15 protein-coding genes are annotated in these 26,603 nt (G+C 35.8%); 6 read left to right on the plus strand and 9 right to left on the minus strand.

Translation table 11 applies throughout. From position 1 onward, the window contains the following. The first annotated feature begins 247 nt into the window (after positions 1-247). The 4 genes from FN795_RS01600 to FN795_RS01615 all read left to right on the plus strand — a co-directional run bounded on the left by FN795_RS01600 (position 248) and on the right by FN795_RS01615 (position 15,528). A complete protein-coding gene (locus FN795_RS01600; RefSeq protein WP_142449003.1) occupies positions 248-11,869 on the plus strand; it encodes a PKD domain-containing protein in 11,622 nt (3,873 codons plus the stop codon). A 20-nt stretch (positions 11,870-11,889) separates the two neighbouring features. Continuing rightward, entirely contained in the window at positions 11,890-12,813 is a 924-nt protein-coding gene (locus FN795_RS01605; protein ID WP_142449004.1) for a PorP/SprF family type IX secretion system membrane protein, read from the plus strand. 11 nt (positions 12,814-12,824) lie between these two features. Continuing rightward, positions 12,825-14,753, plus strand: coding sequence for an OmpA family protein (locus FN795_RS01610; RefSeq protein WP_142449006.1), 1,929 nt, complete (start codon positions 12,825-12,827; stop codon positions 14,751-14,753). Positions 14,754-14,952: 199 nt separating this feature from the next. Then, a complete protein-coding gene (locus FN795_RS01615) occupies positions 14,953-15,528 on the plus strand; it encodes a phospholipid scramblase-related protein (protein WP_142449008.1) in 576 nt (191 codons plus the stop codon). A gap of 353 nt (positions 15,529-15,881) precedes the next feature. On the opposite strand, the gene FN795_RS01620 is transcribed toward FN795_RS01615, so the two are convergent. The 3 genes from FN795_RS01620 to FN795_RS21385 are packed head-to-tail and all read right to left on the minus strand — an operon-like array spanning position 15,882 to position 17,660. After that, positions 15,882-16,238: a hypothetical protein gene (locus FN795_RS01620; RefSeq protein WP_142449010.1), complete on the minus strand. Its 357-nt coding sequence runs from the start codon at positions 16,236-16,238 to the stop codon at positions 15,882-15,884. After that, positions 16,239-17,483, minus strand: a complete 1,245-nt coding sequence (locus tag FN795_RS01625) for a hypothetical protein (RefSeq protein WP_142449012.1) — start codon at positions 17,481-17,483, stop codon at positions 16,239-16,241. It lies immediately after the preceding gene. A 39-nt stretch (positions 17,484-17,522) separates the two neighbouring features. After that, positions 17,523-17,660: a hypothetical protein gene (locus FN795_RS21385; RefSeq protein WP_154275352.1), complete on the minus strand. Its 138-nt coding sequence runs from the start codon at positions 17,658-17,660 to the stop codon at positions 17,523-17,525. Positions 17,661-17,885: 225 nt separating this feature from the next. Between FN795_RS21385 and FN795_RS01630 the strand changes: the two genes are divergently transcribed. Then, positions 17,886-18,506 (plus strand): conjugal transfer protein TraF, encoded by a 621-nt coding sequence (locus FN795_RS01630; protein WP_142449013.1) that lies wholly within the window; start codon positions 17,886-17,888, stop codon positions 18,504-18,506. Between the two features lie 85 nt (positions 18,507-18,591). Here the strand turns inward: FN795_RS01630 and FN795_RS01635 are convergent, their stop codons facing one another. Genes FN795_RS01635 through FN795_RS01655 form a run of 5 tightly spaced genes read right to left on the minus strand, consistent with a single transcriptional unit; the run spans position 18,592 to position 24,436 of the window. After that, the gene (locus FN795_RS01635; RefSeq protein WP_051951312.1) at positions 18,592-19,686 is read right to left on the minus strand and encodes an AI-2E family transporter; all 1,095 of its coding nucleotides are present in this window, start codon (positions 19,684-19,686) and stop codon (positions 18,592-18,594) included. A 36-nt stretch (positions 19,687-19,722) separates the two neighbouring features. Continuing rightward, the gene (locus FN795_RS01640; protein WP_142449015.1) at positions 19,723-20,415 is read right to left on the minus strand and encodes an ion channel; all 693 of its coding nucleotides are present in this window, start codon (positions 20,413-20,415) and stop codon (positions 19,723-19,725) included. Between the two features lie 41 nt (positions 20,416-20,456). Next, complete coding sequence (locus FN795_RS01645) at positions 20,457-22,025, minus strand: efflux MFS transporter permease (protein WP_142449017.1); 1,569 nt, start codon at positions 22,023-22,025, stop codon at positions 20,457-20,459. Positions 22,026-22,028: 3 nt separating this feature from the next. Next, the gene (locus tag FN795_RS01650) at positions 22,029-23,090 is read right to left on the minus strand and encodes an HlyD family secretion protein (RefSeq protein WP_142449018.1); all 1,062 of its coding nucleotides are present in this window, start codon (positions 23,088-23,090) and stop codon (positions 22,029-22,031) included. An 11-nt stretch (positions 23,091-23,101) separates the two neighbouring features. Continuing rightward, complete coding sequence (locus tag FN795_RS01655) at positions 23,102-24,436, minus strand: TolC family protein (protein ID WP_142449019.1); 1,335 nt, start codon at positions 24,434-24,436, stop codon at positions 23,102-23,104. 258 nt (positions 24,437-24,694) lie between these two features. Here FN795_RS01655 and FN795_RS01660 point away from each other — a divergent pair, with 258 nt between their 5' ends. Next, the gene (locus FN795_RS01660) at positions 24,695-25,768 is read left to right on the plus strand and encodes a BamA/TamA family outer membrane protein (protein ID WP_142449020.1); all 1,074 of its coding nucleotides are present in this window, start codon (positions 24,695-24,697) and stop codon (positions 25,766-25,768) included. An 11-nt stretch (positions 25,769-25,779) separates the two neighbouring features. On the opposite strand, the gene FN795_RS01665 is transcribed toward FN795_RS01660, so the two are convergent. Continuing rightward, positions 25,780-26,523 carry a ZIP family metal transporter gene (locus tag FN795_RS01665; protein WP_142449022.1) on the minus strand — a complete coding sequence of 248 codons (744 nt, stop codon included), beginning with the start codon at positions 26,521-26,523 and terminating at the stop codon, positions 25,780-25,782. Positions 26,524-26,603 lie beyond the last annotated feature (80 nt).

The following is a 26,603-nucleotide window of genomic DNA, read 5'->3' on the forward strand; positions in this document are numbered from 1 at the left end:
GGCCTTCATTTGATTCAAAATTTCATTAAAACCTTTATTTACAACTAATTTTCATGTTGCAACATCTAATTTATTGTTTCATTTTATAATTTGAAACATTAAAAACCTTACTTCACATATTTACTTTTTCTAACTTTGGATCACCCGCCCCCCTACAATTCAATCGCAACCTGCAAATCACACGACGTAATTATTAATTTAAGGTAGTTCCATAATCATTTTACTGCCTTTAAAATTCTGATTGCTTATGCCACAATTTTACTTTTATTCTGCGGTTACTAATTTTTCTAAAAAACTGTATTTAGCAATTATTTTAATAATCCTGAGTGCAGTAAGCTCAAAAGCGCAAAACTGTACAGTAAATGCGGGAGTACTTAACACTACAATTTGCGAAACCGATGCTTTAGTTTTGACTGGAAATAATCCTAGTCCGATCATTGGAACAGTTTTATGGACGCAAATATCAGGGCCTGCAGTTGTAATCAATTCTCCTAACAGCAGCACCACAACTATATCTGGTTATACTGGAGGGAATACTTATATATTTAGATATAGCGCAACCTGCGGTGACGGAATTTTATCTTATCAAGATAAAGTTGTTAATGTTAAGCCAATAACAAGAGCTAATGCTGGTGGCAATATAGCAAGCTGTCCTAATAATAATGGTACACTGGCAATTATTGCAAATACTCCGCAAAATACAGGCGAAACTGGTTATTGGGAGATCGTTGGAGCAAATAACGCCGGAGTTGTAATTAATTTTCCAAATTTAGCAACCTCAACCATAACTTTACCAGATACAAGCTGTGGCGTTACTACACTTCAATGGGTTATTGAGGGACCTGAATTTGCACCAGGGCAGCGATGCCGAACCACATCTCAAATTACTGTTACCAATTATGGTGGTGTTAAACCCGTTTCAGCTGGTCCAGATCAGACTTTAAGCAATTGTTATACTACAACACAATCAACGAACCTCAACGCTACTTATGGCGGATGCGGTCTTAACGGACAAAATGGACAATGGACATTTGTTACCGGGCCAAATACACCAACTATAGCTAATCCGAATGCAAATAATACCGGTATTTCAAATTTGACAGAGGGAACATATACTTTTAGATGGACCGTTACCGGACCTTGTGCATCTGGCAATGATTTGGTTGTAATTACTGTACCGCCTGCAACGCAAGATGTAACGCAGCTGCCTGGAGGAGACGAAAATATATTCTTTTGTGACAATACAATAAATCAGGTTACTCTTGTAGCTCAAACTCCATTATACGCAGGAGAAACGGTTCAGTGGACTCAAGTTTCAGGTGGTTCAGGCGCAGTAATTGTTTCACCTACAAACCCAACCACATTAGTAACCAATATCTCCGATTCAGGAAGTCCATACCGATTCCGCTACACACTTACAAATAACAATACAGGTTGTATTTTTACTAAAGATTATATTGTTCAATATAATGGCCCAACCCGAACAATTGTAGCTAATAATGGAAATGATATTGTAGGTAGCTGTAACGCAACTGTATTTACAATTCCGCTTGCTGTTACAGGAACAGGATCTAATCAATACCGAATTGTGAGTGGTCCTGCACTTTCACCACTTGGACCATTTCCTTCTGCTTTGAAAGATACCGGAAATTCTCTGACTTTAACACTTACTGCACCAGGCGATTATACTGTTGAATTTATTAGAAAACAAACCGGGGCATTAACTGTGGAATGTGATTACGGTTTTGACACTATAAATGTTTTAGTTTCTGGCGAGCCTACCCCTTCTAATGCCGGAACCGATGTCAGTTTACCATGTGGCGATACCAGTACTATTCTTTCTGGTGTCACTACAGATGACGGCTTGCATTTTTGGAGTCAGCTGAGTGGTCCAAATACAGCCGTCGTTGCCGACAATTTTGCGGTTGATACACAAGTAAGTGGCCTTATTTCAGGAACTTACGTTTTTCAATATATTACAAAAGGTGGTGGTGCTACCTGCGGATTCTCGGTTGCTACGGTAACAGTATATGTTTCTGACAGTACAATCAATAACGTAAATGCTGGACAAGATCAGTTAGTCTGTACAAATTCACAGGTTCCTCTTGCAGCAGTACAGCCAGATCCAGGTGAAATTGGTACTTGGAGTCAGGTTTCTGGGCCTAATACCATCACGTTTTCTAATGTCAATGATCCAAATGCTATTGCGAGTGGTTTTCTCACTCCTTCATCATTATATGAGTTACAATGGACCGTTTCTTATTTGCATCCAGGCCCTTCATGCGGTTCAGCCGTTTCAGATAATGTATCCATCTTGACCAACAATCTTCTTGCTCCAACACCATCAGACGCAGGACCCGATGCTTGTTATTCTTCGGGAACAACAACTTTTAATCTTAGCGGTAATACACCACAACCCAATGAAATTGGTACTTGGACTGCACAACCTTCTACTGGAGTTGTTTTTGCTGATGAAATTGATCCTAATACAATGGTTACTGTTCCTGGAAATGGAACCTACGTTTTTACATGGTCTATTGTTCCCCGAGTTAGAACTTGCCTTTCAAGTGAGAGCAGTGTCTCAGTAACTGTTGCAGATACGCCTCCTGCAGCCAACGCAGGTCCTGATCAGGAAATTTGTGGCAATACCATAACAATGGCGGCAACCCAAAGCGGAGGATCAACAGGTACTTGGTCTAGAATTTCAGGTGTTGGAAATTATACTATAAGTGATATACACGATCCTAATGCGGTATTTACATTTAATTATAGCGGTTATTATATTTTCAGATGGACAGTCGATGCAAATGTTTGTGGTCAGGCATTTGATGACATTAATCTGACCATTGGAATTCCACCTCATCAGGCTTTAGCTGGTCCAGATCAAAATGTCTGCAATAGCACTACTGTTACTATGGCTGGAAGTACTTACGACAGTTTTTTTGAACTGGGACAATGGTCTGTTCTTACGGGAGCACCAAATCAGCCTACAATTGTTGATCCATCAAATCCAAATACTGTAATTAATGGTCTTATTGCAGGTACTTATACTTTTAGATGGACCGTAAGTGCAAAAAGTATCTTTTTATGTCAAGGTACATTTGATGATGTCGTAGTAATTGTAGATACACCTGCTGATGCCGGAACCAATCAAACCTATTGTGATGTCACCAGTATAGAGCTTATGGCGGGTGAAAATTCAAAAGGAACATGGACGCTTACAAGCACAACCGGAAATCCGAATGATGTTACAATTACACAATCAAAGGTTAACAGTTATATTGCAAATGCAACTGTCGTTCCTGGTAATGATTATGTTTTTACATTCACAACCATTCCTACAACATTCCCAAATGGTAGTACTTGCGCTGGAACGTCAGATTCTGTAAACGTAACCATTTTTAGTGGCGCAAGTATTGATCCAAATGCTGGATCCGATCAAACTTTATGTATTAGTGATGTTTCTGGAACTGCAACAATGAGCGGAAACATGCCTCCTCCTGATGTTACTACAGCTGAATGGCGTTTTGTTTATCAGCCAGCAGGAAGCGTCGCTGTTATTACTACCCCGTCTGCACCATTAACAACTGTTACAAACTTGACAGTTCCTGGACTTTATATTCTTGAATGGGTATTTGAAAGCAATAATTGTCGATCTCTATCTGATATTGTACGTATTGAAATGAATGCACCGCCAAGTACCGCAAATGCGGGTCCCGACGATACAGTCGCTTGTCAGACAACTTATAAAACCGCTGCTGTTCCGCCAACAGTTGGTATTGGAACATGGACCATTACAACTCAACCTGCCGGCTCGAATGCTGTTATTGACAATCCGAACAGTCCTGTTACTACATTATCAAATGTGATAATAGGTTCATATACCTTGACGTGGACAGTTACTAACGGACCTTTTACCAATCCTTCTTTATGTCAGCCATCATCCGATACTGTTACAATAATCTTTAATGACACACCTCCATCTATTGCAAATGCTGGACCTGATCAAGAATATTGTAATGTAAGCAGTGTAACTATGGATGCTACTCCAGTAACTTCTGGTTTAGGTACTTGGACTCAGGTTTCTGGACCAAATACAGCAAATATTGCATCGCCAAATAACGCTAATTCATTAATGTTAGGTTTAATACCTGGAACTTATGAATTTCTCTGGACAACTACTACTGTGAATAATAATGGTTGTACTTCTCAAGATTCAGTACTCGTAACTATTTATCAAAATCCGTCAACAGCAGATGCGGGTCCAAACCAAATTGTTCCCCAATTTTCTCCTATAAATTTAAATGCTGTTCCACCAACTATTGGTACAGGATCTTGGACACAAACTGGAGGACCAAGTACAATAGGATTTACTGATCCTTCCAGCCCGACTACAGCTGTTACCGGAACTATTCCTGGTATCTACACCCTGCAATGGAATGTTAGTAACGGAAACTGTGCAGTTTCAACAGATACAATGAACCTTACCATATTGGCAGTTGCAGACCTTGAATTAACTAAATCAGTAACACCTACAACAGGAAGCGTTGGCGATGTAGTAACTTTCAATATAAACGTCTTTAACAATAATAATGCTCAAGGTGGAACAGTAACAGCAACCAATGTTTCTGTACGCGATCATATTCCGCTAGGATTTGCTATTGTGCCAGGATCTGTTAACTCAGCTGGACAATATAATGTTGGAGATAATACAATTACGTGGACTGGTCTCACAATTCCGAGTGGCAGTATACTACATTTAACTTTTAACGCTACTATTAGAGCTGTTGGACCTTACGTAAACAGTGCAGAAGTTATTGCTTCAGATCAATTTGATCCTGACAGTACTCCAAATAATGGTATTGCAACTGAAGATGATCAAGATGATGCTACAGTTACTCTTGATATAGCCGATTTATCGCTTCAGAAAACTGTCTCTCCCACTACGGTCAGCATCAATGACAATGTTATTTTTACCATTAGAGTTACAAATAGCGGTCCAAGCAACGCAACAGGAATAACCGTTTCAGATCAATTGCCTCCAGGATATACTTATGTAAGTGATAACGGAGCAGGAAAATATAATAATATAACCGGTATCTGGAATGTTGGAAATCTAAATAATGGAAACTCTCTTGCTTTACAAATTACCGCAAAAGTCAATGTAGCATCTGCCGCTGATTATGTAAATACTGCTGAAATACAAACAGCAAAACAAAAAGACCCCGATAGTACTCCAGGCAATGGATTACCAGAAGATGATATGGCAAGTGCGAATGTAACTTTAAAATCGGCCGATTTAGAATTGACAAAGACTGTCACGCCAACAAGCGGAGCTGCAGGAGATCAAGTAGATTTTACACTTACTGTTCTCAATAAAGGTCCCGGAAATGCAACAGGAATTGCTGTACAGGATATAATACCTGAAGGTTTTACTTTAATTCCAGGCTCAGTTTCAAATGCAGGGTTTTATAATATTGCAACTGCTACTATTAGTTGGCAAAATTTAGCGTTAGCAAATGGAGCTACTTTGAATTTGACATTTAGAGCAATTGTAAATCCGTTAGGTGGTTATCTCAATATTGCACAAATCACAGCCAGTGATCTTACTGATCCAGACAGTACACCAAACAACGACGATGGAGACCAAAGTGAAGATGATGAAGATAATTCTCCTTTTACTTTTATAGGACCAACTGCAGATTTGTCTTTAACTAAAAATGTGGTTGCCGGAAATACAAGTGCAGTTGTAGGAAGTCAGGTTTCATTTGAACTCGTTATTAAAAATGACGGACCAAACAGTGCGACAGGGGTTCAGGTTACTGATTTACTTCCATCAGGTTATGAATTTGTCAATTTTAGTTCATCAGCTGGTCTTTATGATGAAACTACAGGTATATGGAGTGTTGGAACTGTTGATAATGGTGTTTCTGAATCTCTTATTATTGATGCAAAAGTACTTCCAACAGGCGATTATTTAAATATTACACAAGTAACAGCGAGTGATCTTCCTGATCCAGATAGTACACCAAATAATGACGACGGTGATCAAAGCGAAGATGATGAAGCTAATGCAGTCGTAACTCCTATTTCACCATTAGCAGATTTATCAGTAATTAAAACTGTTGATAATACGACACCGTTAGTTGGTTCTCTTGTAACTTTTCAAATCATTACTACAAACAGCGGACCACAAGATACTGCTCATGTAACTGTAACCGATTTGCTTCCGTCTGGTTATACCTATAGAGGTTTTACCGCAACCAGCGGTACTTATGACAGCACAACAGGCATCTGGTCGCTAGATATACTTGAGAACAGTGAATCTGAAACTTTACAAATAACGGCAAGTGTAAACCCAACGGGAAATTATACGAATATTGCAGAGGTAACAAGCAGTGACATACTTGATCCTGATTCTACCCCAAATAACGGAGTTACAACTGAAGATGATTATGCTACTGCAACAACAGTTCCTGTCCAACAATCGTCAGATTTGTCGCTGACAAAAACAGTAAATAATGCAGCTCCAGTTGTAGGCTCTGAATTGACTTTTGAAATTATTGTAACCAATAATGGTCCGCAAGATAATAATGGCGTACAAGTCACCGATTTACTTCCGTCAGGCTATACTTTTACAGGATACAGAATATCGACTGGAACTTATGATTCGGTTACAGGTGTTTGGACAGTAGGAAGTTTAGTTACTGGAGATTCTGAAACATTGCAATTACTTGCAACAGTAAATCCTTCAGGTAATTATACAAACAGTGCTGAAGTTACAGCAAGCGATCTTCCAGATCCGGATTCAACTCCAAATAACGGAGCTAATGCAGAAGATGATTATGCTGAAGTAACAACAGTCCCTGTCCCTCAATCAGCTGATTTATCAATTCTTAAAACTGTAAATAATGCAACTCCATTAGTAGGTTCACAAGTAATCTTCAGCGTTCAGGTAAGTAACGCAGGACCACAAGCAACAACTGGTGTGACTGTGACTGACTTGCTTCCAACTGGATATACTTACGTTTCATACAGCGCAACTGCCGGTAGTTATGACTCAACAACAGGATTATGGACTATAGGCGCTTTATTGAACGGAGCTTCACAAACTTTACAGTTGACAGCAACTGTAAACCCTTCTGGTAATTATACAAATAGTGCAGAAGTTACAGCAAGCGATCTTCCAGATTCGGATTCAACTCCAAATAACGCCATAACAACCGAAGATGATTATTCAGAAGTATCAACTATTCCTGTTACGCAATCAGCTGATTTATCTTTATCAAAAACGGTAAATAATGCAACTCCGTTAGTGGGTTCACAAGTAATTTTTAGTGTTCAGGTAAGTAATGCTGGTCCTCAAGATACAAATGGTGTAACCGTAACCGATTTGCTTCCGTCCGGCTACACTTATGTTTCATACAGCGCAACTTCAGGAAGTTATGATTCAACAACAGGATTATGGACAGTCGGAGCTTTATTAAATGGAGCTTCTCACACTTTGCAGTTAACAGCAATCGTAAACGCTACAGGAGATTATACAAATATTGCAGAAGTTTCTGCAAGTAATCTTCCTGATCCTGATTCAACTCCAAATAATGGTGTTACAACTGAAGATGATTATGCAACAGCAACAATTACTCCAACAGCTCAGTCTTCTGATTTATCTTTGACTAAAACCGTCAGCGATTCATCACCAATTGTAAATACTGAAATTACTTTTGAATTAATTATTACCAATAGTGGTCCACAGAACAATACAGGTGTTCAGGTAACCGATTTACTCCCAGCAGGGTTCACTTTTACCAGATATACAGTTTCAACAGGAACTTATGATGCAACAACCGGATTATGGAACATTGGTAATCTAGCGATTGGTCAATCAGAAACTTTGCAAATTGCTGCAATAGCAAATGCGATTGGTAACTTCGTCAATAGAGCCGAAGTTACCGCAGCTGATCTGACAGATCCTGATTCAACTCCAAATAATGGAGCAAATTTAGAAGATGATTATGCAATTGCACTTGTAGGAACAAGAGCAGATACGCCGCCTCCACCTCCAGTTTCTGATTTATCTCTGACTAAAACAGTAAACAATACAACTCCATTAGTGGGGTCTCAGGTTACTTTTGAAATCGTAATAACAAATAGTGGAAAAGATGACAATGAAAATGTTCAGGTTACTGACTTACTTCCATCGGGTTACACTTTTATTGGATATACTGTTTCAACTGGAACTTATACACCAGCAACTGGTCTATGGACAGTTGGAAACATAATTAATGGAAAATCAGAAACTTTACAAATAACAGCTACAGTAAATGCAACAGGTAATTATCTAAATATTGCTGAAATAACTGCGGCAGATTTTGAAGATCCTGATTCAACTCCAAATAATGGCATCACAACTGAAGATGATTACGCAACTGCCACAACTACGCCAACAGCTTTATCATCTGATTTATCACTAACAAAAGAAATTACCAATACAACTTCAAAAGTTGGTACTCCTGTTGTTTTTGAAATTGTAGTAACAAATAACGGTCCACAAGATAATACTGGTGTTCAGGTTACAGATTTGCTTCCAACGGGATATACTTATACAAGTTACACAAATTCAACTGGAACTTATAATCCTGTTACGGGAATATGGAATATCGGCAATTTAGCCAATGGACAATCTGAAACATTGCAAATCAGCTCAATTATTAACGATACAGGAATTTATCTCAACATTGCCGAAGTAACCGCTGCTGATCTACCCGATCCTGATTCAACTCCAAATAACGGAATTACAACTGAAGATGATTATGGAGATGCGATCATAACTCCAATAAGAGTTGGTACTTATTCTGATTTATCATTAACCAAAACTGTCAATAATGCAACTCCATTAGTGGGTTCTCAAGTTACTTTTGAAGTTATAGTAACAAATGACGGTCCGTTAGATAATACTGGTGTGGCAGTAACTGACTTGCTCCCTTCTGGATATACTTATAGCGCCTATACAGTATCAACTGGAACATATAATCCAACGACTGGTTTATGGACTGTTGGTAATTTAATAGCAGGGAAATCTGAAACATTGCAAGTTTTAGCCACTGTAAATCCTAGTGGGAATTATACTAATAGTGCTGAAGTTACTGCAGCAAATATTGATGATATAGATTCTACTCCTAATAATGGTGTTACAACAGAAGACGATTATGCTTCTGCCTCAACAACACCAAATCCTCAATCTTCTAATCTATCATTAACAAAAACAGTGAATAACCCGACCCCTATTATAGGTTCTTCTGTTACTTTTGAAGTTATTGTTACAAACAATGGTCCTCAAAATACAGCAGGCGTTGAAATAACTGATTTACTACCTTCTGGATATACATTCAGCAATTATACCGCAACTAAGGGAACTTATAATAAAACTACAGGAAAATGGGCAATTGGTTCTTTAATTAATGGCGATTCTCAAACATTACAAGTAACAGCATTTGTAAACGCGATAGGAAATTATAACAATATTGCAGAAGTAACAGCAAGCAACTTACTAGATCCAAACTCAACTCCAAATAATGGAATTGCAACAGAAGATGACTATGCTGAAGCAACTACTTCACCAGTTGTTCCGATGGCAGATTTATCGCTTACAAAATCCGTTCTGGGAAGCAATTTAAGTCCTATTTTTGGATCAACTGTCACATTTGAAATAACCGTGAAAAACAGTGGACCTCAAGCTGCAACCGGAGTAAGTGTGAAAGACATTTTACCAAGTGGTTTTGAATATGTTGTTTATAGTTCAACCGCTGGACAGTATTTTAATACAACTGGGATATGGAATATTGGAACAATTCCAAATGGAGGCTCAGAATCTCTATTAATAGGCGTTAAAGTGAATACAACAGGCAATTATAATAATATTGCTGAGGTCTTTACCTCAAATGAGCTTGATCCTGATTCTACTCCAAACAATAATGTCGTGGGAGAAGATGACATGAATTCTGTATTACTTACTCCAGTTCCAGCTGTAACAGATCTTTCGATAGAAAAAACTGTTGTTGGTAATAACTTGACTCCTGCTGTTGGATCTCAAATTACATTTGCAATAACAGTAACTAATGATGGCCCAAGTGTTTCAACAGGTGTAACTATCAAAGACATTCTCCCGTCTGGTTATCAATATTCATTTTTCAATTCTACATCGGGAAGTTATAATCCTGCAACTGGAATATGGACACCAGGTATTATTTTACCAGGAAACAGTCATACATTATTGATAAATGCGTTTGTAAAAGCGCCAACAGGAACTCCAGACGAATATTTAAACTCTGCTGAAATAATGACTTCAGATCAACATGATCCCGATAGTACTCCAGGAAATGGAATTATTACAGAAGACGATTATGATAGTATTTCTGTAACTCCTCAAATTGTTATGGCTGATTTATCAATAGAAAAAACAGCTCTCAATCAAAATGCAGTGTATGATGTCGGGTCAACCGTTATTTTCACTGTTACGGTTAAAAATGATGGTCCTGCAAATGCTAGCGGTGTTTCTGTTAAAGACTTACTGCCTCCTGGATTCAAATATTTAACCAGTGCTCCAACCAGCGGACTTTACAATTATATTACTGGAGTTTGGAATGTTGGTATTGTAGCTGCGGGTAACGATGAATCACTGGATATTTATACAACCGTAAATCCACCAACAGGAGTTGCCGGTGAATATACCAATACAACTGAAATAATCGCCAGCAATTTGCCTGATCCAGACTCAACTCCAAATAATGGCATTGTTACCGAAGACGATTATGACAGCCTTCAAATTAATGTAGCAGTAGCCGATTTAAGTTTAGAAAAAACAGTAAGCAACAAAAACGCAAATGTAAACGAAGTTATCACATTTACATTGCAGCTTAATAATGAAGGTCCGAGTACAGCAACCGGCGTTAATGTTGATGATATAATTCCGTTAGGTTATCGCAATATCACGAACATCAGTAATGGAGGAATTTTCAGCAACAATACTATCAAATGGGCAAACTTGACTGTTCCTGTTGGAGGTGTAACATTAACTTACCAAGTTACAGTTGCAAATCCGAAAGGACTTGACCATGATGATTATTTGAATATGGCACAGGTTACAGCTTCGAATCAATTTGACCCTGACAGTAAGCCAAACAATGACAATGGTGATCAAAGTGAAGATGATGAAGATTCTGAATTCATAAACATTCCATCGACTGATATTGCAATTAATAAAGAAGTTGATAAAACCGATGTCGCCATGTACAGCAGCGTAATCTTTACCATTACCGCCGGAAACCTTGGCAATTTAGCGGCAACAAATGTTGAAGTAAAAGATCTGCTTCCGAAAGGATATGAATTAGAAAGCGCTACAGCAACATCTGGGACTTATAACAGTGCAACCGGAATTTGGACAATTCCAAATGTTGCTCCAAAAGGCAGTCAAACGCTTACTTTAAATGTCAAAGTTGTTGATGTTAGAGACTACTTGAATATCGCACAATTGGTTTCAATGGATCAAATTGACACTAACTCATCTAATAACCAAGACAGTGCAACAGTCTCTCCAAATTGCTTGAAAATCTGGAATGAATTTTCACCAAATGATGATGGCCAAAACGATACTTTCTATATCGATTGTATTACACAGTATCCAGATAATGAACTGTCCATATTTAATCGTTGGGGTAATTTGGTTTACTTCAAAAAAGGATACGACAACACTTGGGACGGTAAAGAAAAAGGATCTGCAAAAACACTTCCGGAAGGAACCTATTTCTATATTCTGGATCTCGGAGATGGTTCTGACAAAACTTCTGGCTGGCTTTATTTAAAAAATTAGGATAACCAAAATAATTGGCTATGATTAAAGATATAAAAAAGTTTTTTACGATAATTACAATGCTTTCTGTATTTGGAACTTATGCGCAGCAAGAACCGCAATACACGCAGTATATGTATAATACACTCACGGTAAACTCGGCTTATGCCGGATCATTGGGACATTTAGCCATAACAGGAATCTACAGAACGCAATGGGTTGGTCTTGATGGAGCACCAACCACGCAATCTTTTACACTTGACACGCCAATTGCTAAAAATGTAGGACTTGGATTGTCTGTAGTCAATGAAGAAATTGGTCCTTCTGAAGAACAATATATTGATGCCAATTTCTCTTATACCATTCAGTCTGGGCAAACGCATAAATTGTCTTTTGGTGTTAAAGGCGGCGGACGCGTTTTAAATATCGACTGGACAAAAGGAAGCCACCGTGATCCTGATGTTCAGTTTCGTGAAAACATAACCAACAAATTTGTGCCTGTAGTTGGAGCTGGTTTATACTGGCACGGCGAACGTGATTATATCGGATTATCAATTCCAAATTTTCTAACCAGAGAACGCTATAATTATGATGATATTGCCGATGATCTTGTCAACGAAAGAATGCATTTATATTTAATTGGAGGAATCGTTTTTGACCTTTCAGCCAATACTAAATTTAAACCCGCAATATTGCTTAAATATGTATCTGGCGCTCCTCTTATTGCCGATTTTTCAGCCAATTTTATGTTTAACGAAGTTATTACGCTTGGCGCTTCATACCGTACCTCCGATTCTGTAAGCGCTATGGCTGCTTTACAAATAGCACCACAGTTTACCATAGGTTACGCTTATGATTATACAACAACCGAATTGCAGAACTATAACAGCGGAACACACGAAATTATGCTTCGATTTGAATTAGTATCACGCAAAAAGGGATTAAAATCTCCGAGATTCTTTTAATACTGACCTATATGAAAAGAACAATTACTATACTTGTATTGCTGGCCATTCAAATGGCTCATTCGCAAACTAAGAACAAAACGGCCGATGCTCTTTTTGATAAAATGTACTATATAGATGCAGCAAAGTCGTATGAAATGTCTATTAATAATGGAGATATTTCTAAAGAAATTCTACAGCGCGCCGGTGACGCCTATTATTTCAATACACAAATGGAAAATGCCAGCAAATACTATAAAAAATTGCTTGCCGATTATCCAACTGAAGTTTCTGCCGAATATTATTTTCGTTATGCACAATCGTTGCAAGGAATTCAAAATTACGAATTGGCAAAAAAATGGATGAAAAACTTTTCTGAAAAACAAAAATCATCTGATTCCAGAGGCCAGAATTTTTCGCTTAAAACAGTAACACTTGAAGATATTAAAAAACTGAAACCGCAATTTTTATTAGAAAATCTCGAAATTAATTCGGCTTATTCTGATATGGGGCCAATGTTTTACAAAGGCGACTTAGTGTACTCCACAACTGTAGATTCCTCTTTTTTAAAAACAAATAAATACGGATGGAACGACCAGCCATATTTAAATATGCAACTCGGAAAAATTAGTCCGCAACAAACAAATGTGAGTTTTAAAGAACGATTTGGAAAAGAAATCACAACGCAGTATCACGAAGCTTGTGTGGCATTTTCGCCTGACGAACAAACTATTTATTTTACCCGAAACAATTATAACGGAAAACTAAAAAGAGACAGCAAAGGTGTTAATAATTTAAAGATTTATTCTGCAACTGCTGTCGAAAGCGACAATGGATCTGTTAAATGGGAAAATGTAAAAGAATTGCCTTTTAACAGTGATAATTATTCAGTTGGACAACCAACAGTAAGCAAAGACGGGAAAAGACTCTATTTTGTTTCTGATATGCCCGGAACAATTGGTTCAGCCGATATTTTTGTAGTTGATATTTTAGGAAAAGATCAATATTCAAATCCGAGAAATCTTGGCGAAAAAATAAACACCAGCGGACGCGAAATGTTTCCGTACATAACCGATAAAGCGCTTTATTTTGCTTCAGATGGTTTCCTAGGTCTTGGCGGACTTGATGTTTTTGAAAGCCGCTTAAACAATGAAGTTTTTGACGAGCCTGTCAATCTAGGTGCGCCTTTAAACAGCAGTATGGACGATTTTGGTTATATCGTAAATGAAGATACCAATAAAGGTTTTGTTTGTTCAAACAGAAAAACTGGTAAAGGTGATGATGATATTTATTCGTTCGAAAGAAGTTGTGTTCAATCTATAAATGGTTATGTTTTTGATGCTATTTCAAACAAAAATATTGCCGGAGCGATTGTTACACTTAAAAATAATGAAAACCAGAAACTACAAGAAACAGTTTCCAGAATCGATGGGAAATTTGAATTTGAAGAAAATATCGACTGCAAAACACCATATACAATTGAAGCTGCAAAAGATAATTTTACAACTAGTACAAAAGCAATTGTTACTCCTGAAAATTCTGGTATAACCGAAGTTCCTATCGGGCTTGACCCTGCCCTTATTGAACGAAAAGATGGTTTGCTGAAAATCAAAATCGGAATTATTTTCTTTGACCTTAATAAATCTGAAGTTCGTTATGATGCGGCAATAGAATTAAATAAAGTTGTTTTATTAATGACCCAATATCCAACTGTTGTCATTAAAATTGAATCTCATACAGATTCTAGAGCTGATGATCAATACAATCTCGATTTATCTGACCGACGTGCCAAAGCAACACGAGATTATATCATTTCGCAAGGAATTGCTCCAGAACGTATTGAAAGCGCTATTGGTTATGGCGAAACCCAACTTGTGAACAATTGTTCAAACGGAGTTCCGTGTACCGAAGCACAACATCAAATGAATAGACGAAGCGAATTTATTATTACTAAAATGTAATTTCGATCTTAAAAGACGCTTTTTTAAAAAAGTTTAAATTGCATATTTTAGTACATTGATTACCAGTGTAGTTATTTTCTTTCAGTACTGTTATTTATTTCATTTTTTAACATATAAACAGGTATTTTTACTTGTTTCCAACTGTGACTTAAATTCTATTTTTGAGCTCCAAAAACAAATAACCAACCAGCTCAAAACTATGATTTCAGATTTCTTTGAAACTAATAACTATTTTGTGGACAAAAAAGATGGCTTTCAGGAAAGCTGTCATATTTATAACGAAAAAAGAGAAAGAATAGGCCGAATTAAACAAAAATTCAGTTTTATTCAAAAAATCCTCCCAGCAACTATTGGCAAATCAATACTTCCTTTTAACATTGAAATTAGAAGCGCAAATGGCGGTTTAGAAGCCACTATTTCAAAAAGAGGCAATTTCTTGAAATCGGAAATTGTAATTCAGGATGCCACGGGAAAAAAAATAGGCATAATAAATCCAAAATTCAGCTTTTCTAAACCTGAATTCAAGATCCTAAATACTTCCAATCATGTCATTGCAGAAATTTGTGATGTCTGGAAAAAATCTAATTTTATTATTAATGATTCCTCCGAAAATCAGATTGGATCAATAAACAACAATTGGAACGGGACTCTGAAAAATAAATCTACATCAACAGACAGCTATAAAATAAGTGTCATGCCAAATTATTCTAAATATGAAGAAAAGATAGCTGTTTTATCTAGCGCAATTGTTCTTAATATGTGCTTTTTAAGTTAGAAAATATCTATTAAATAAATATAAAAAAAGGCTAACTGTAAAAAGTTAGCCTTTAAAATTACTTGCTTATTTTTTATAAAGTTTATACATAAAGTAAATTCCTCCTATAAAAAGGGCAACAATAATAAATATTGGGAATATCAAATAAAAGTAACTTACAATATAATAAGTATCATGAATATTAATTGTAAAAGAATATTGAACTAAGTAGAAATAGACAAATAGTAAAATACAGATTGCCAAAAAAATTAAATAATTTCTATTTAGTATTTTCATATATTTTTGTTATAAAAAAACATTATACAATTTAAAATCACAAAGGTGCAGTAGAAAGAGCTTAGAAAAGATCAAATTTAATCGTAGATTGTTCTAAACATATAAGCAACATTGTAATACATGTTTTTTTCTTCTAAAAAAACATAAAATATCAACTGCTTGTTAGGGTTGTCATTTTTAATGATATTATCTAATTCAACCCTATCAATATTCAAGTTTAATTTTTTATCACTACGATTAGGACTAGAGCTGAAAAAAATCTTCTTTTTATTAACTAATATCCTAAAACCTGAAATAGTTTGAATACCATTTTCAGTCCTATATAGAATTTCATCAGTATTTTTATTAAACTTAAAAATATAGATTGTCTCATTCTGCTGAGAAAAAGCCATAAAACCAACCAATATCGCAATTATTAAAAATATCTTTTTCATTTATTGACAATTTTTTTTCGCTTTCAATAGCCAGTTATTATATATGTCCTTGATAATCATTCTGTCAACTACGCTTTTTGAATTCCAAGCATCGGTTCCTTGTAAACCTTGCCATGCCAGTGCCTCGTATTCTGCCTGTGTTAAAGTGTTATCAAATCCTTTTAGAAATGAGACTATTGTTTCCCTGTAAAGATCTGCCATTTGTTGATGCTGCATTCCATCTATACCATATTTTGTATAATAACCATACAATACAGGGTAGTCGTGCTGATTTAATGCCTCTGCTAATTTACCACCATCAATTGCACCATTTGTTGATGCTAAATATAAAAGTTTTTTAAACATTTCAGCATGAATCATTTCGTGAATAAAAGTCCTAGCAATCTCTAAAGCAGGCTTATTACTTAATGTATTTTCGTTGAAGGTTATTGTAATAATATAATTAATAGGAGGGTCAGTTTTACCATTAACGGCATCTGGTAAACTGGTACTTGCAGCTAATTTTAAATCTGCCACAGAAAAATCATTGTCAATTTTTTTTAAATAGCTTTGAAAAATTGGTGATCCTCCTAATTTGGAATATAGTCCTGCTAAACACGGGTTTTTTGAAAATGAAGCATCCTGAATTATTGGATTAGGCGCAGTTCCACCTCCACTACTCGCCCCGCCACCACCTGGCGAAGTATAACCTCCTGCATCACCGCCTCCAATTACAGGAGAACGTGGTCCATAATACTCAACAGGACTTCCTTTACTTGGAGCACTTACAGGAACTTCTCTTAATGCCCCACCATTGAATGTTGTTTCGGTGCCTCCGTTGCTTTTGCCACCGCATCCACCATCACCAAAATCAGCATAAATACAAGGAGCTTCAATCGGAGCTTTGTTGGTTGAGTTTCTAGTAGTGTAATCTATAATTTCTACAACACCCGTTTCTATAACTTGATTGTTCTCAAATCTGGCTGCTCTCACAAAACCAGTCTTTAAATCCCAAACACTAATAAAACCTGTAAAGTCACCGCCATCTATAGAATGCTTTTTAAGTGGAACATATTTATTAGTAACAATTTCATAAACTAACGCCTTGTAATCTTTCTCGCCTGTCTTGTAAATGTACAATCTTTGCTCCCAAAATTCCCTATTGTCCTTTTTCTTTTCAACTATAGGCACAATTGTCGTTTCCGTACCATCTTGTGAATTTGTGATTTTTGCTTCATCCCAGTTGTACTTTAAATTATCTATCAAAAAATAATTCTCACCTTCGGATTCATATTTGCTAAACCACTATTGTGATTCTTTTAATTTAGCGCTTGAATTTCCGTCTTGCCTTTCTAAGTTTTCATCATTTGTGCAATTAGCGGAAAGCATCATAATACACAAGAAAAGCGCAATTTTCTTTAAAATTTTAATTTTGTGGATCATAATTTTAAGGTTTAATAGTTAATTAAAACCAAATTATGACTCTAAAAATCAAACACTTGACACTAAAAGCCCAAAGAATATCACAATAAGACTTTTCTTATATTTCAAATGTACTTGCAATTCTGAAACACAATTACAGTTGCCTAAAATTGGATTAAAACGCAATAAATACTTTAATTAAATGTTTATACATAATAGAGATAAACAAATTAATTTTAAGAATATATGCATTTAGTACAATTGAAAAATAGAATAGGATTTTTGTCTTTAATTCTTGCAATCGGAATTTCGGTTCAAGGTTATGCGCAAAAAGAACTGGATAACAAATACAAGCCAATTCCGGCGAAGACTCCAAAAACAAAAGAAGTTGTTCCGCCAAAAGAAGAAGCTCCGAAAGTTAATCCGCCTGCTCCTGTTGAAAAGCCAGATCCTTCGAAAATTGATCCAAAAGAATTATTCAAGGATACCAATTTGTATAAGTCACCTGCAAATGTAGAAGGCATTTTTTACAGACAAAATCAATTTTTAGGAAGTTTTAAAACATCAACTTTTACCTCAACAATTCGTTATCGCGACGCCGCTTTTGTAGATGGCGATAAAATTAAAGTCTATTTAAACGATAAGGTAATTGAGCCTGAAGTTACAATGAATGGAGAATATCAGGGTTTTAAAATAACTTTGGTTCCTGGAATTAATAAAATTGATTTTGAAGCTTTAAACGAAGGATCAGCTTCACCAAATACTGCGGAATTCCAAGTATATGATGACAAAGGCGCAGTAATTGAATCCAGCCAATGGAATGTTGGAACTGGATACAAAGCCACAATTGTTCTGTATAAAGAATAATTCAGGCTTAAGAAATAAAAACAGAAATCAAAAATCCCACTTTATTGAAGTGGGATTTTTAGTTCTATTCTAATTCAAAACATACTTATTCCAAAGGTTCTGGAATTTCCAAAGGATCAACTACAGGTTCTTGATGATCGTTAACCCAAGCAATAAATAATTTATAACCAATTGAAAAAACAATTGGGCCGACAAACAATCCAATAAATCCAGACATAATAAATCCGCCTATAACGCCGAGGAAAATAACTAACATTGGCACAAGAGCGCCTTTTCCAAGTAATAACGGTTTTAAAACATTATCTGAAAGTCCGCTAATTATGAAAAATATCGTCCAAAAAATGGCATAACCCGAATCTCCGGTCGAAAACAAATAAACGATAACGCCAATATTTATTATGATTGGTCCAATCTGTAAAATTGAAAATATCAAACAAATCAAAGTCAAAATTCCCGCATACGGAATATCGGCTAAAAACAATCCGATTGCCTGAATAATGGTCTGAATAACGGCAACTCCTAATATTCCTTTTACAACCTGATAAATTGTCGAAACTGAAATGGTCATAATTTCTTCTGCTTCATTACCAGCAATTTTTCTTAAAAATTTCATAGCAAAAGCTTTAGCGCCTGGTGTAACCAACAAAATTCCTGCAATGATAACGGATAATATAAATTGCAGAAATGCAGCTCCCGAACTTAAAATACTTCCCATAATTTTTGCCGAAAATTCTTTTATTTGGTCTTGATATTTAATTACGCCCTGCTCTAGATCAGTTGACATAGCAAGCAAAAATTCATACAAAGGTTTCCCTATTATCGGCCACTCTTTTATAGATTGTCCCGGAGGCGAAATTTTAAGTGTTCCTGCTTCAAAACTGCTTTTCAATTCTAAAAAATTAGCTGTTGCTGCCTTTAAAAAATAAATTAATGGCACTAACATTATTGCGATAATTACAATAGTTATAATCACGGATGCCAACGTTTTTCGTCCCTTTAATACTTTCTGCAGAAATTCAAATAAAGGTAGAAATACAACCGAAAGAATTACTGCCCAAAGAATCGGCATAAAAAATGGCAACAACAATTTGAGACAAAATCCAACAATCAGGAAAATGAAAAATAATTGTAAAATAGTATCAAAGAGCTCTTTGCGTTTAATTGAATTTGAAGTTTCCATGTTTATTTTGATTTAGATATGATTGGTTTAATTTGATTATTCTTGCTTTTTGATAGAAAAGTTGGCATCGGAAACCAATCTTCCTATTAAGATTACGGGATATAAAACTCCGGTAAGAACTTCGATCTGAACTAAAGAACGCGCCAAAGGATGCAACGGTACTATTTCACCAAAACCTGTCGAAGTAATACTGACATAACTGAAATACATAAAACTGGCCTGATCACTATTAATTTCAAATTGAGACTTGACAATGTTAAAAGAACCTTCGATATGTCTAAACAGAAATAAATACAGTGTACACCAAAGCTGTACCAGCAACATATAAACTACAACTGAACCTATAATGCGATATGTTGTTACGGGTCCCGGCTCTAAAACCTTTCTTAGAACCAGCAGAATTAAAAGCCCCATAACCGCTATAGTCAAAAAGAGATCTGCAAATAAAATAATGATGTTTCTGTTGAAATAATCAATCCACTGAATGATGACAAACAAAATGGGAATGATAGAAATAATAAACGCCTGCTTTTTGTGCTTAGAAAGCGAAAAAATTCCAGCAAACAAAAACAGCATCCAAAAAATATTGAGCCCGACCATAAAACGCGGATAACTTCCAAAAAATGGAATGGCAATAAAATGCATAATGCATAACAAAATCAGCATACCGCCGAGTCCGCTTTCCTTTTTCCATAAGCCAAATAAAAAGCGATTCTCTTTATCTTTCATAATAACTCATTTTATTAGTTCAATTGCTTTCTTCAAAACCCTCAAATTGGTATTGGCTCTACTTCTACTCTGCCAATTGGTCTTCGCCATAATTTGAAAAGCAGAATTATAAAAATGGGCAAAAAACATATTGCCGACATAACGAGATAAACGTCTTTATAGGCTAATAATATTGAAGCTTGCGAGGTTTGGTTTGAAAGGCTTTTCTCCGCTTTTTTTTGTGCTTCGGCATCTGATAATCCCATGTATAAAAAGTTCTTTTTGTAGCTTTCTAATTGATTTTCTGCCATTTTATTAACCGATGATAATTGCTGGCTCAAACCTGTTTTATGCTGTACATTCATGTTAGAAATAAAAGTTCCTAAAACAGCACCGCCTAATAATGACGCAAAAATGGCCTGTGCAATAATGCCGCTCATCATTCTTGAAGTGCTCAATTGTGGCGGCACGCCTTCAGAAATATATAATAGAGAAACAGGAAATAGAAACCCCATTCCTAAACCTTTAAAAACCAGAGGAACAAAAAAATCAGAAGAATCAACTCCGGGATAAAATCTAAAAAATAGAATAATATGATAGAATCCATAACAGGCAAAACCCATAATCCAAATTGTTGCTAAATAGATTCGTTTATACAAAAGATAAGTCGAAAGCGGAATCGAAATGCATAAACCAAACAATATCGCCAAATGGGTTAATGCATTAAGCACCGAATCAAAACCTAAAACGTTTGTCATATAACCTGTTACAACGCTTCCCGTTCCGTTCATAATTCCGATGTAAAACATCAAAAAAGCACCTATAACTACATTTTTGAATTTATAAACATCAGGATTAATAATGGGATCGTTAGTGAAACGAACATGCAACAGATAAATTCCTGCCATTATAAATAAAAGACCAATTGCTAATACAATTTTCGGATCACTGAGCCAGTTTCTGGTTTGTCCTTCGGCGCATAAAAAAAGAATAATCAGAAAAAATAAAAGCATGACAATCCAACCTCGCCAATCAAATTGAAAGGGTGTTTTCATTGGAGCAACATCAACTTTATAAAAATACCATGCCAGTAAAATGCAAATCAAAAAGTTGACATTCAAAAAATAAATTCCGAATGTCCAATTGTGAAAACTGGTAAAATGAGCTCCAAAATATTGATAAAGATGCTGACTTCCTTTTTGAATAAACTGCAGTATTCCATACAACAAAGCCATATTAAATGCCGGATTATATTTTATTAGAATAGGCACCATTGAAGCAAATATTCCAATTACAGAAACAATCGCCAAAAGCGATCTAAAAAAAACAAACCATTCGATACTTGGCACAAATAATAAAGCCGAATTAAAAATCAACGACAAAAAACCTGCAGATAAAATCATGGTGCGAACTTTTATCTGTTTTCCTAATTTTAAGCCCAAAGGCATAAAACCAAGCATCACAAAAATTGGAATATAAACCGAATATGTAAATACAGTAGTCGAAGCTCCAAAATGGCCCATGACTTGAGAATTATCGTAAGTTGTCACATTGAGGCCATTAAAAAAAGGAATCGTAAGGATATATAATCCTATGAGAGTAAAAACGCTTCCTTTTTTTCCTGCAAACATCTCTTATTTTTTTACATCAACGGTTACATTCATTCCTGGTCTTACATCCTGCAACTCTTTTGCTGGCGTTTCAAATTCAATTTTAACTGGAATTCTTTGCGTGATTTTGACAAAATTCCCAGTTGAATTGTCCGGTTCTACCATTGAAAATTTTGCGCCTGTTGCCGGAGAAAATCCAACTACTTTTCCTTTAAACTCTTTTCCATCAAGCGCATCAATTGTAATGGTAACTTCTTGTCCGCTTTTGATTTTTTCAATTTGAGTTTCTTTGAAATTCGCCGAAATCCATAATTTTTGATTGAGAACAATTGTTGCCACAGTCTGATTGGTGTTGATTAATTCACCAATTGACAAATTGCGTTCGCCAACAAATCCGTCGCCTGGCGCAATAATACTTGTATAGGATAATTGAAGTTTTGCGGCCGCTAAATCTGCTTTTTTACGTGCAACTGTTGCTCTTGCAGCTTCAAGATTAATAGTGCTTTGTTTCGTTACTGAAGTGCTTGCCTCAAGGTTTTTTTGACCGGCTTTTACATACGCTTCCTCCGATTTTAATTTTGAAATTACCTGATCGTATTGGTTTCGGGTTACGGCCGAATCTGCATACATATTTTTGAAACGCTGATAATCTTTTTGAGCCTTTTCTAAACTCGCCATATCGCCTGCCAGTTTTTCTTTTCCCGAAGCCTGATTAGATGCTGATGTTGTTATATTTTGCTCCAATGAATGAAGATTTCCTTCGGCTATAGCCAAATCTGCTTCGGCCTGCATGACTTTTATCACATATTCTGAATCATCCAAAACGACCAATGTATCTCCTTTATGAACCGATTGATTGGCTTCAAACCTGATTTCTTTAATATGTCCTGTAGCTCTTGCTGCAACACTGTTGATATAAGCTTCAACCTGAGCATTATTGGTTGTTTCATAAGTACTGAAGTCAAAAAACAAACTCAAAATCCACAAACCACCTGCTATCAAAAAAGCAAAAGACAGGACAGTCAAAACGGTATTTCTCCTTTTATCTTTCTGAATGTTTTCATTTTGTGCATTTGCTTCGCTCATACTATTTTATATTAAAGTTTTCCCATTGCATATTGCAGCGAATAATATTGAATAATTAAATCTAAATTGGCATTGACCAATGAAATTCTGGAATTATTTAGCTGTAATTCTGCGTCGACTATTTCGCTGATTAAAGCAAAATCATTGTCATATCTACTTTTTACGATTTTATAATTGCTCATTGAAAGCTCAACATCTTTCTTATACGTTTTAATATTTTCCTTGCTTTCTGCATATCTGACGTAAGCATTCTTAACCTCCGTACTGATTTGATCTTTTGTAACCTGAAGCGCAATGTTACTTTTATCAATTTCCAGACGATCACCTGAAATACGATGCTTTAAATTGTAAAAACTCGAAACATCCCAATTCAATGAAACGCCTGCTGCCCAGTAATTCAGAAGATTTACGTAATTCGGCCATTGTGCCGGATATTCCGTATTCAGGATAAGATTGGCATTTATATTGGGCATAAACCCACTTTTGGTCAAACTCAAAGAAGATTCAGATAATTTGATTTTTACTTCGGCACGTTTTATTTCTTCTCTGTTTTGAAAAGCTTCTGCCAAGCTTTCCTGAAGGTTTATATTTTCGGTCGGAAGCATGCTTTCTGCAACGACTGGTTTCAGAATTGTATTCGTTGGAAAACCAATTAAAATATCCAGATAATTGCTAATCAATTCAATCGTATTTGTGCTTCTAAAAACCGAAACTTTAAAATTAGACTGCTGTAATTCGGTTCTCAAAAGATCACTTTTTATATTTTGACCATTATCTACACGCGATTTCAATTGTCTTATTCGAAGATCTGTATTAATGATATTCTGTTTCGTTACTTCAATTTGCCTGTATAATTTTTCGAGGGTAAAATATTGCTCTGTAATGGCGTTTTTGACATCTGCTTCGGTCATTTTAACCGCTGACTGCTGCATTTGGCTTAAGAGTTCCTGCTGATCAATTCGCTTGTTAATGGCGCTTCCGGCGTAAATGGGTAATGATGATATGATATTGGCGAAAGCCTGATGATTATAATAATCGACTGTAATATTACTTTGATAAAATCCTTCATAAATTTTTGGATTTCCAATGTAAGTATATCCTCCGTTTACACCTATGCGTGGCATTTTTGCGATTTTTGCCTGATCGACATTTTCATTGGCAATGGCCAAATCAGTATTTGCAATTTTGAGCTGACGATTGTTCTGAATTCCTAATGATATTGCTTCATCCAGCTTAATTATTTTTGCCTTTCCAAGACTATCCTGCTGTGCAAAATTCAAGTTGAAACAGCAAAATGCCAAAGCCAAAAACTTTGATTTTAAATCTATGATTTGCCAATACCTCATCGAATTTTATGCATTTAATTTGATTTTTGGGAATTGTTTTAAAACCTTCAGAAGCCAACTTTATTCATTTAGGATTTTAACTTTTTTAGGAATATTTTAAGAATTAAATTTAGAGAATTCTTGAAAGCCAAATTTTAATAACTCGTTCCATTTTATAAAATGGAACGTCTTAAATACCTCTTAAGTTTCACGAAAAATAAATTGGTTTTAATTTAGATGTCAAACAATTAGCCGTAACGACCTCATCTCTAAAATCACATGCAAAAGACTCTTTTTATTACACTTCTTTTACTTAGTTTTTCATGCTCTTGGGCACAGGAAAAAACAACTGATAGCACTAAAACTTCGAAAGCTAAAAGCAAAAACATTGACTTTAATATAATGCCATATATCAGTTATAACAGAACTTTGGACTTTATGTTTGGAGCAATTCCGATGATGATGTATAAAACAGATCAAACTGACACCATTTCGCCAAAATCGCTCTCTGGCCTAACCGCTATTTATACAACAAATAAATCCTATTTTGTATGCTCTTTCAACAAATGGCATTTCAATGAAGACAAATGGCGGGCTCAACTTTTTGCTATGACCGGAAATCAAAATTCGCAATTTTTCATGGATGATTTTGATGCTCCTACTTTTTATGATTATAGTACTAAAACAACTTTAATAAGTGTGAGTTTACTGCGAAAAATCTTCAAATCATTTTACGGAGGTCTTGGCTATACTTATGCGCATTATGACACCACTTATCAAGATGATATTCAGCCCGCTTCTACCTCACACACAAACGGATTGCAAACAATTTTGCTCTATGATACCCGAGATGCAATTTATTATCCAACCAAAGGAAATAAAATAAGAGCAAGATGGATCAGTTATCCTGAATGGTTTGGAAATGAAGTCAATGCCAATAAAATTATCTCTGAATATAATTCCTATTTTTCTGTACGAAATAAAACGGATGTAATTGCAGCGCGTTTTGCCGGCAAATTTGGATTAGGAAATATTGCTTTTGAACAGCAGGTAACAATTGGTAACGATGATATCAGAGGCTATTCTGAAGGAAAATACCGTGGTGACGGACTTATGGCGATACAAGGCGAATACAGATATAATTTTCATAAAAGAATGGGCGTTGTTGGTTTTGCCGGAGTCGCAACAATTTATGGATCTGATACACCTAGTTTTGACTGGAAATTATATCCCGGCGCTGGCGTAGGTTACCGATACAGAGCATTCAAAAATGAAAAATTTAATGTGGGACTCGATGGCGCGGTAGGAAAAGGTGATTGGGGAATTTATTTTAGAATTGGAGAGGCTTTCTAAAAAGCTCAAAATCAATGCACCATATTTTCGTAAACCACAACACAAACTGAAACAAAAAAACCAATTACAGTATACACTCCAGCCGATTTGTGTCCGTGTTCATATGCCTCCGGAATCATTGAATTAGCGAGCATCATCAAGATAGCGCCGCCAGCAAAAGCTTGAATAAAGGAAAGCCATTCATTTGAGGCATCACCAAAAAATGCATATCCGGCCAAAGAAGCCAAAGCACATAAAACCGTAATAAATATCCAAAGTGAAATAATTTTTAGATTGCTCCAATTTCCTTTTTTCATTCCTGATGAACCGGCAATAGCTTCAGGCAGATTTGAGATAAAAACCGCAACAAGCATTGCCAAACTTCCTGTTTCATTTTTGAAAAAACCTAAACCTATAATTATTGATTCTGGAATTCCATCGAGAATAATGGCCAAAACCATTGGAACAATTAAATTTGATTCTTTTGCCGCACCAAGTTGCAAACGGTTTTTAGCTCCAAAATGACCGATAAGCCTGTCTGCTCCATAAAACAACAACGCTCCGCCAAAAAAACCAAAAGCTGGATAATTAGTGCCTCTTCCAAGTTTTACCGCTTCAAAAATCAATTCATAAGAAATGGCCGAAATCAAAGTTCCTGCTCCAAAACCCATAATTTTTCCGATAAGACGATTGCTTAAATTAAACCGAATGGCAATAATCCCTCCCAGAATTAAAGAAGATGTCGCTAATAAACCCATTAAAAAAGCCTGCGCCATAGTAATTGCTTAAAATTCAAGTTACTTGATTGTAAAGATAGCTTCATAGGTTTTATTTTAAACCCCAAATAATAAAACCT

This window comes from Flavobacterium resistens (genome assembly GCF_900182645.1).
Lineage (GTDB): Bacteria > Bacteroidota > Bacteroidia > Flavobacteriales > Flavobacteriaceae > Flavobacterium > Flavobacterium resistens.

Excerpts from the sequence above, each read along its gene's own strand:
- FN795_RS01600 (WP_142449003.1), top strand. The coding sequence starts at position 248 with ATGCCACAATTTTACTTTTATTCTGCGGTTACTAATTTTTCTAAAAAA.
- FN795_RS01605 (WP_142449004.1), top strand. The coding sequence starts at position 11,890 with ATGATTAAAGATATAAAAAAGTTTTTTACGATAATTACAATGCTTTCT.
- FN795_RS01610 (WP_142449006.1), top strand. The coding sequence starts at position 12,825 with ATGAAAAGAACAATTACTATACTTGTATTGCTGGCCATTCAAATGGCT.
- FN795_RS01615 (WP_142449008.1), top strand. The coding sequence starts at position 14,953 with ATGATTTCAGATTTCTTTGAAACTAATAACTATTTTGTGGACAAAAAA.
- FN795_RS01620 (WP_142449010.1), bottom strand. The coding sequence starts at position 16,238 with ATGAAAAAGATATTTTTAATAATTGCGATATTGGTTGGTTTTATGGCT.
- FN795_RS21385 (WP_154275352.1), bottom strand. The coding sequence starts at position 17,660 with ATGATCCACAAAATTAAAATTTTAAAGAAAATTGCGCTTTTCTTGTGT.
- FN795_RS01630 (WP_142449013.1), top strand. The coding sequence starts at position 17,886 with ATGCATTTAGTACAATTGAAAAATAGAATAGGATTTTTGTCTTTAATT.
- FN795_RS01635 (WP_051951312.1), bottom strand. The coding sequence starts at position 19,686 with ATGGAAACTTCAAATTCAATTAAACGCAAAGAGCTCTTTGATACTATT.
- FN795_RS01640 (WP_142449015.1), bottom strand. The coding sequence starts at position 20,415 with ATGAAAGATAAAGAGAATCGCTTTTTATTTGGCTTATGGAAAAAGGAA.
- FN795_RS01645 (WP_142449017.1), bottom strand. The coding sequence starts at position 22,025 with ATGTTTGCAGGAAAAAAAGGAAGCGTTTTTACTCTCATAGGATTATAT.
- FN795_RS01650 (WP_142449018.1), bottom strand. The coding sequence starts at position 23,090 with ATGAGCGAAGCAAATGCACAAAATGAAAACATTCAGAAAGATAAAAGG.
- FN795_RS01655 (WP_142449019.1), bottom strand. The coding sequence starts at position 24,436 with ATGAGGTATTGGCAAATCATAGATTTAAAATCAAAGTTTTTGGCTTTG.
- FN795_RS01660 (WP_142449020.1), top strand. The coding sequence starts at position 24,695 with ATGCAAAAGACTCTTTTTATTACACTTCTTTTACTTAGTTTTTCATGC.
- FN795_RS01665 (WP_142449022.1), bottom strand. The coding sequence starts at position 26,523 with ATGGCGCAGGCTTTTTTAATGGGTTTATTAGCGACATCTTCTTTAATT.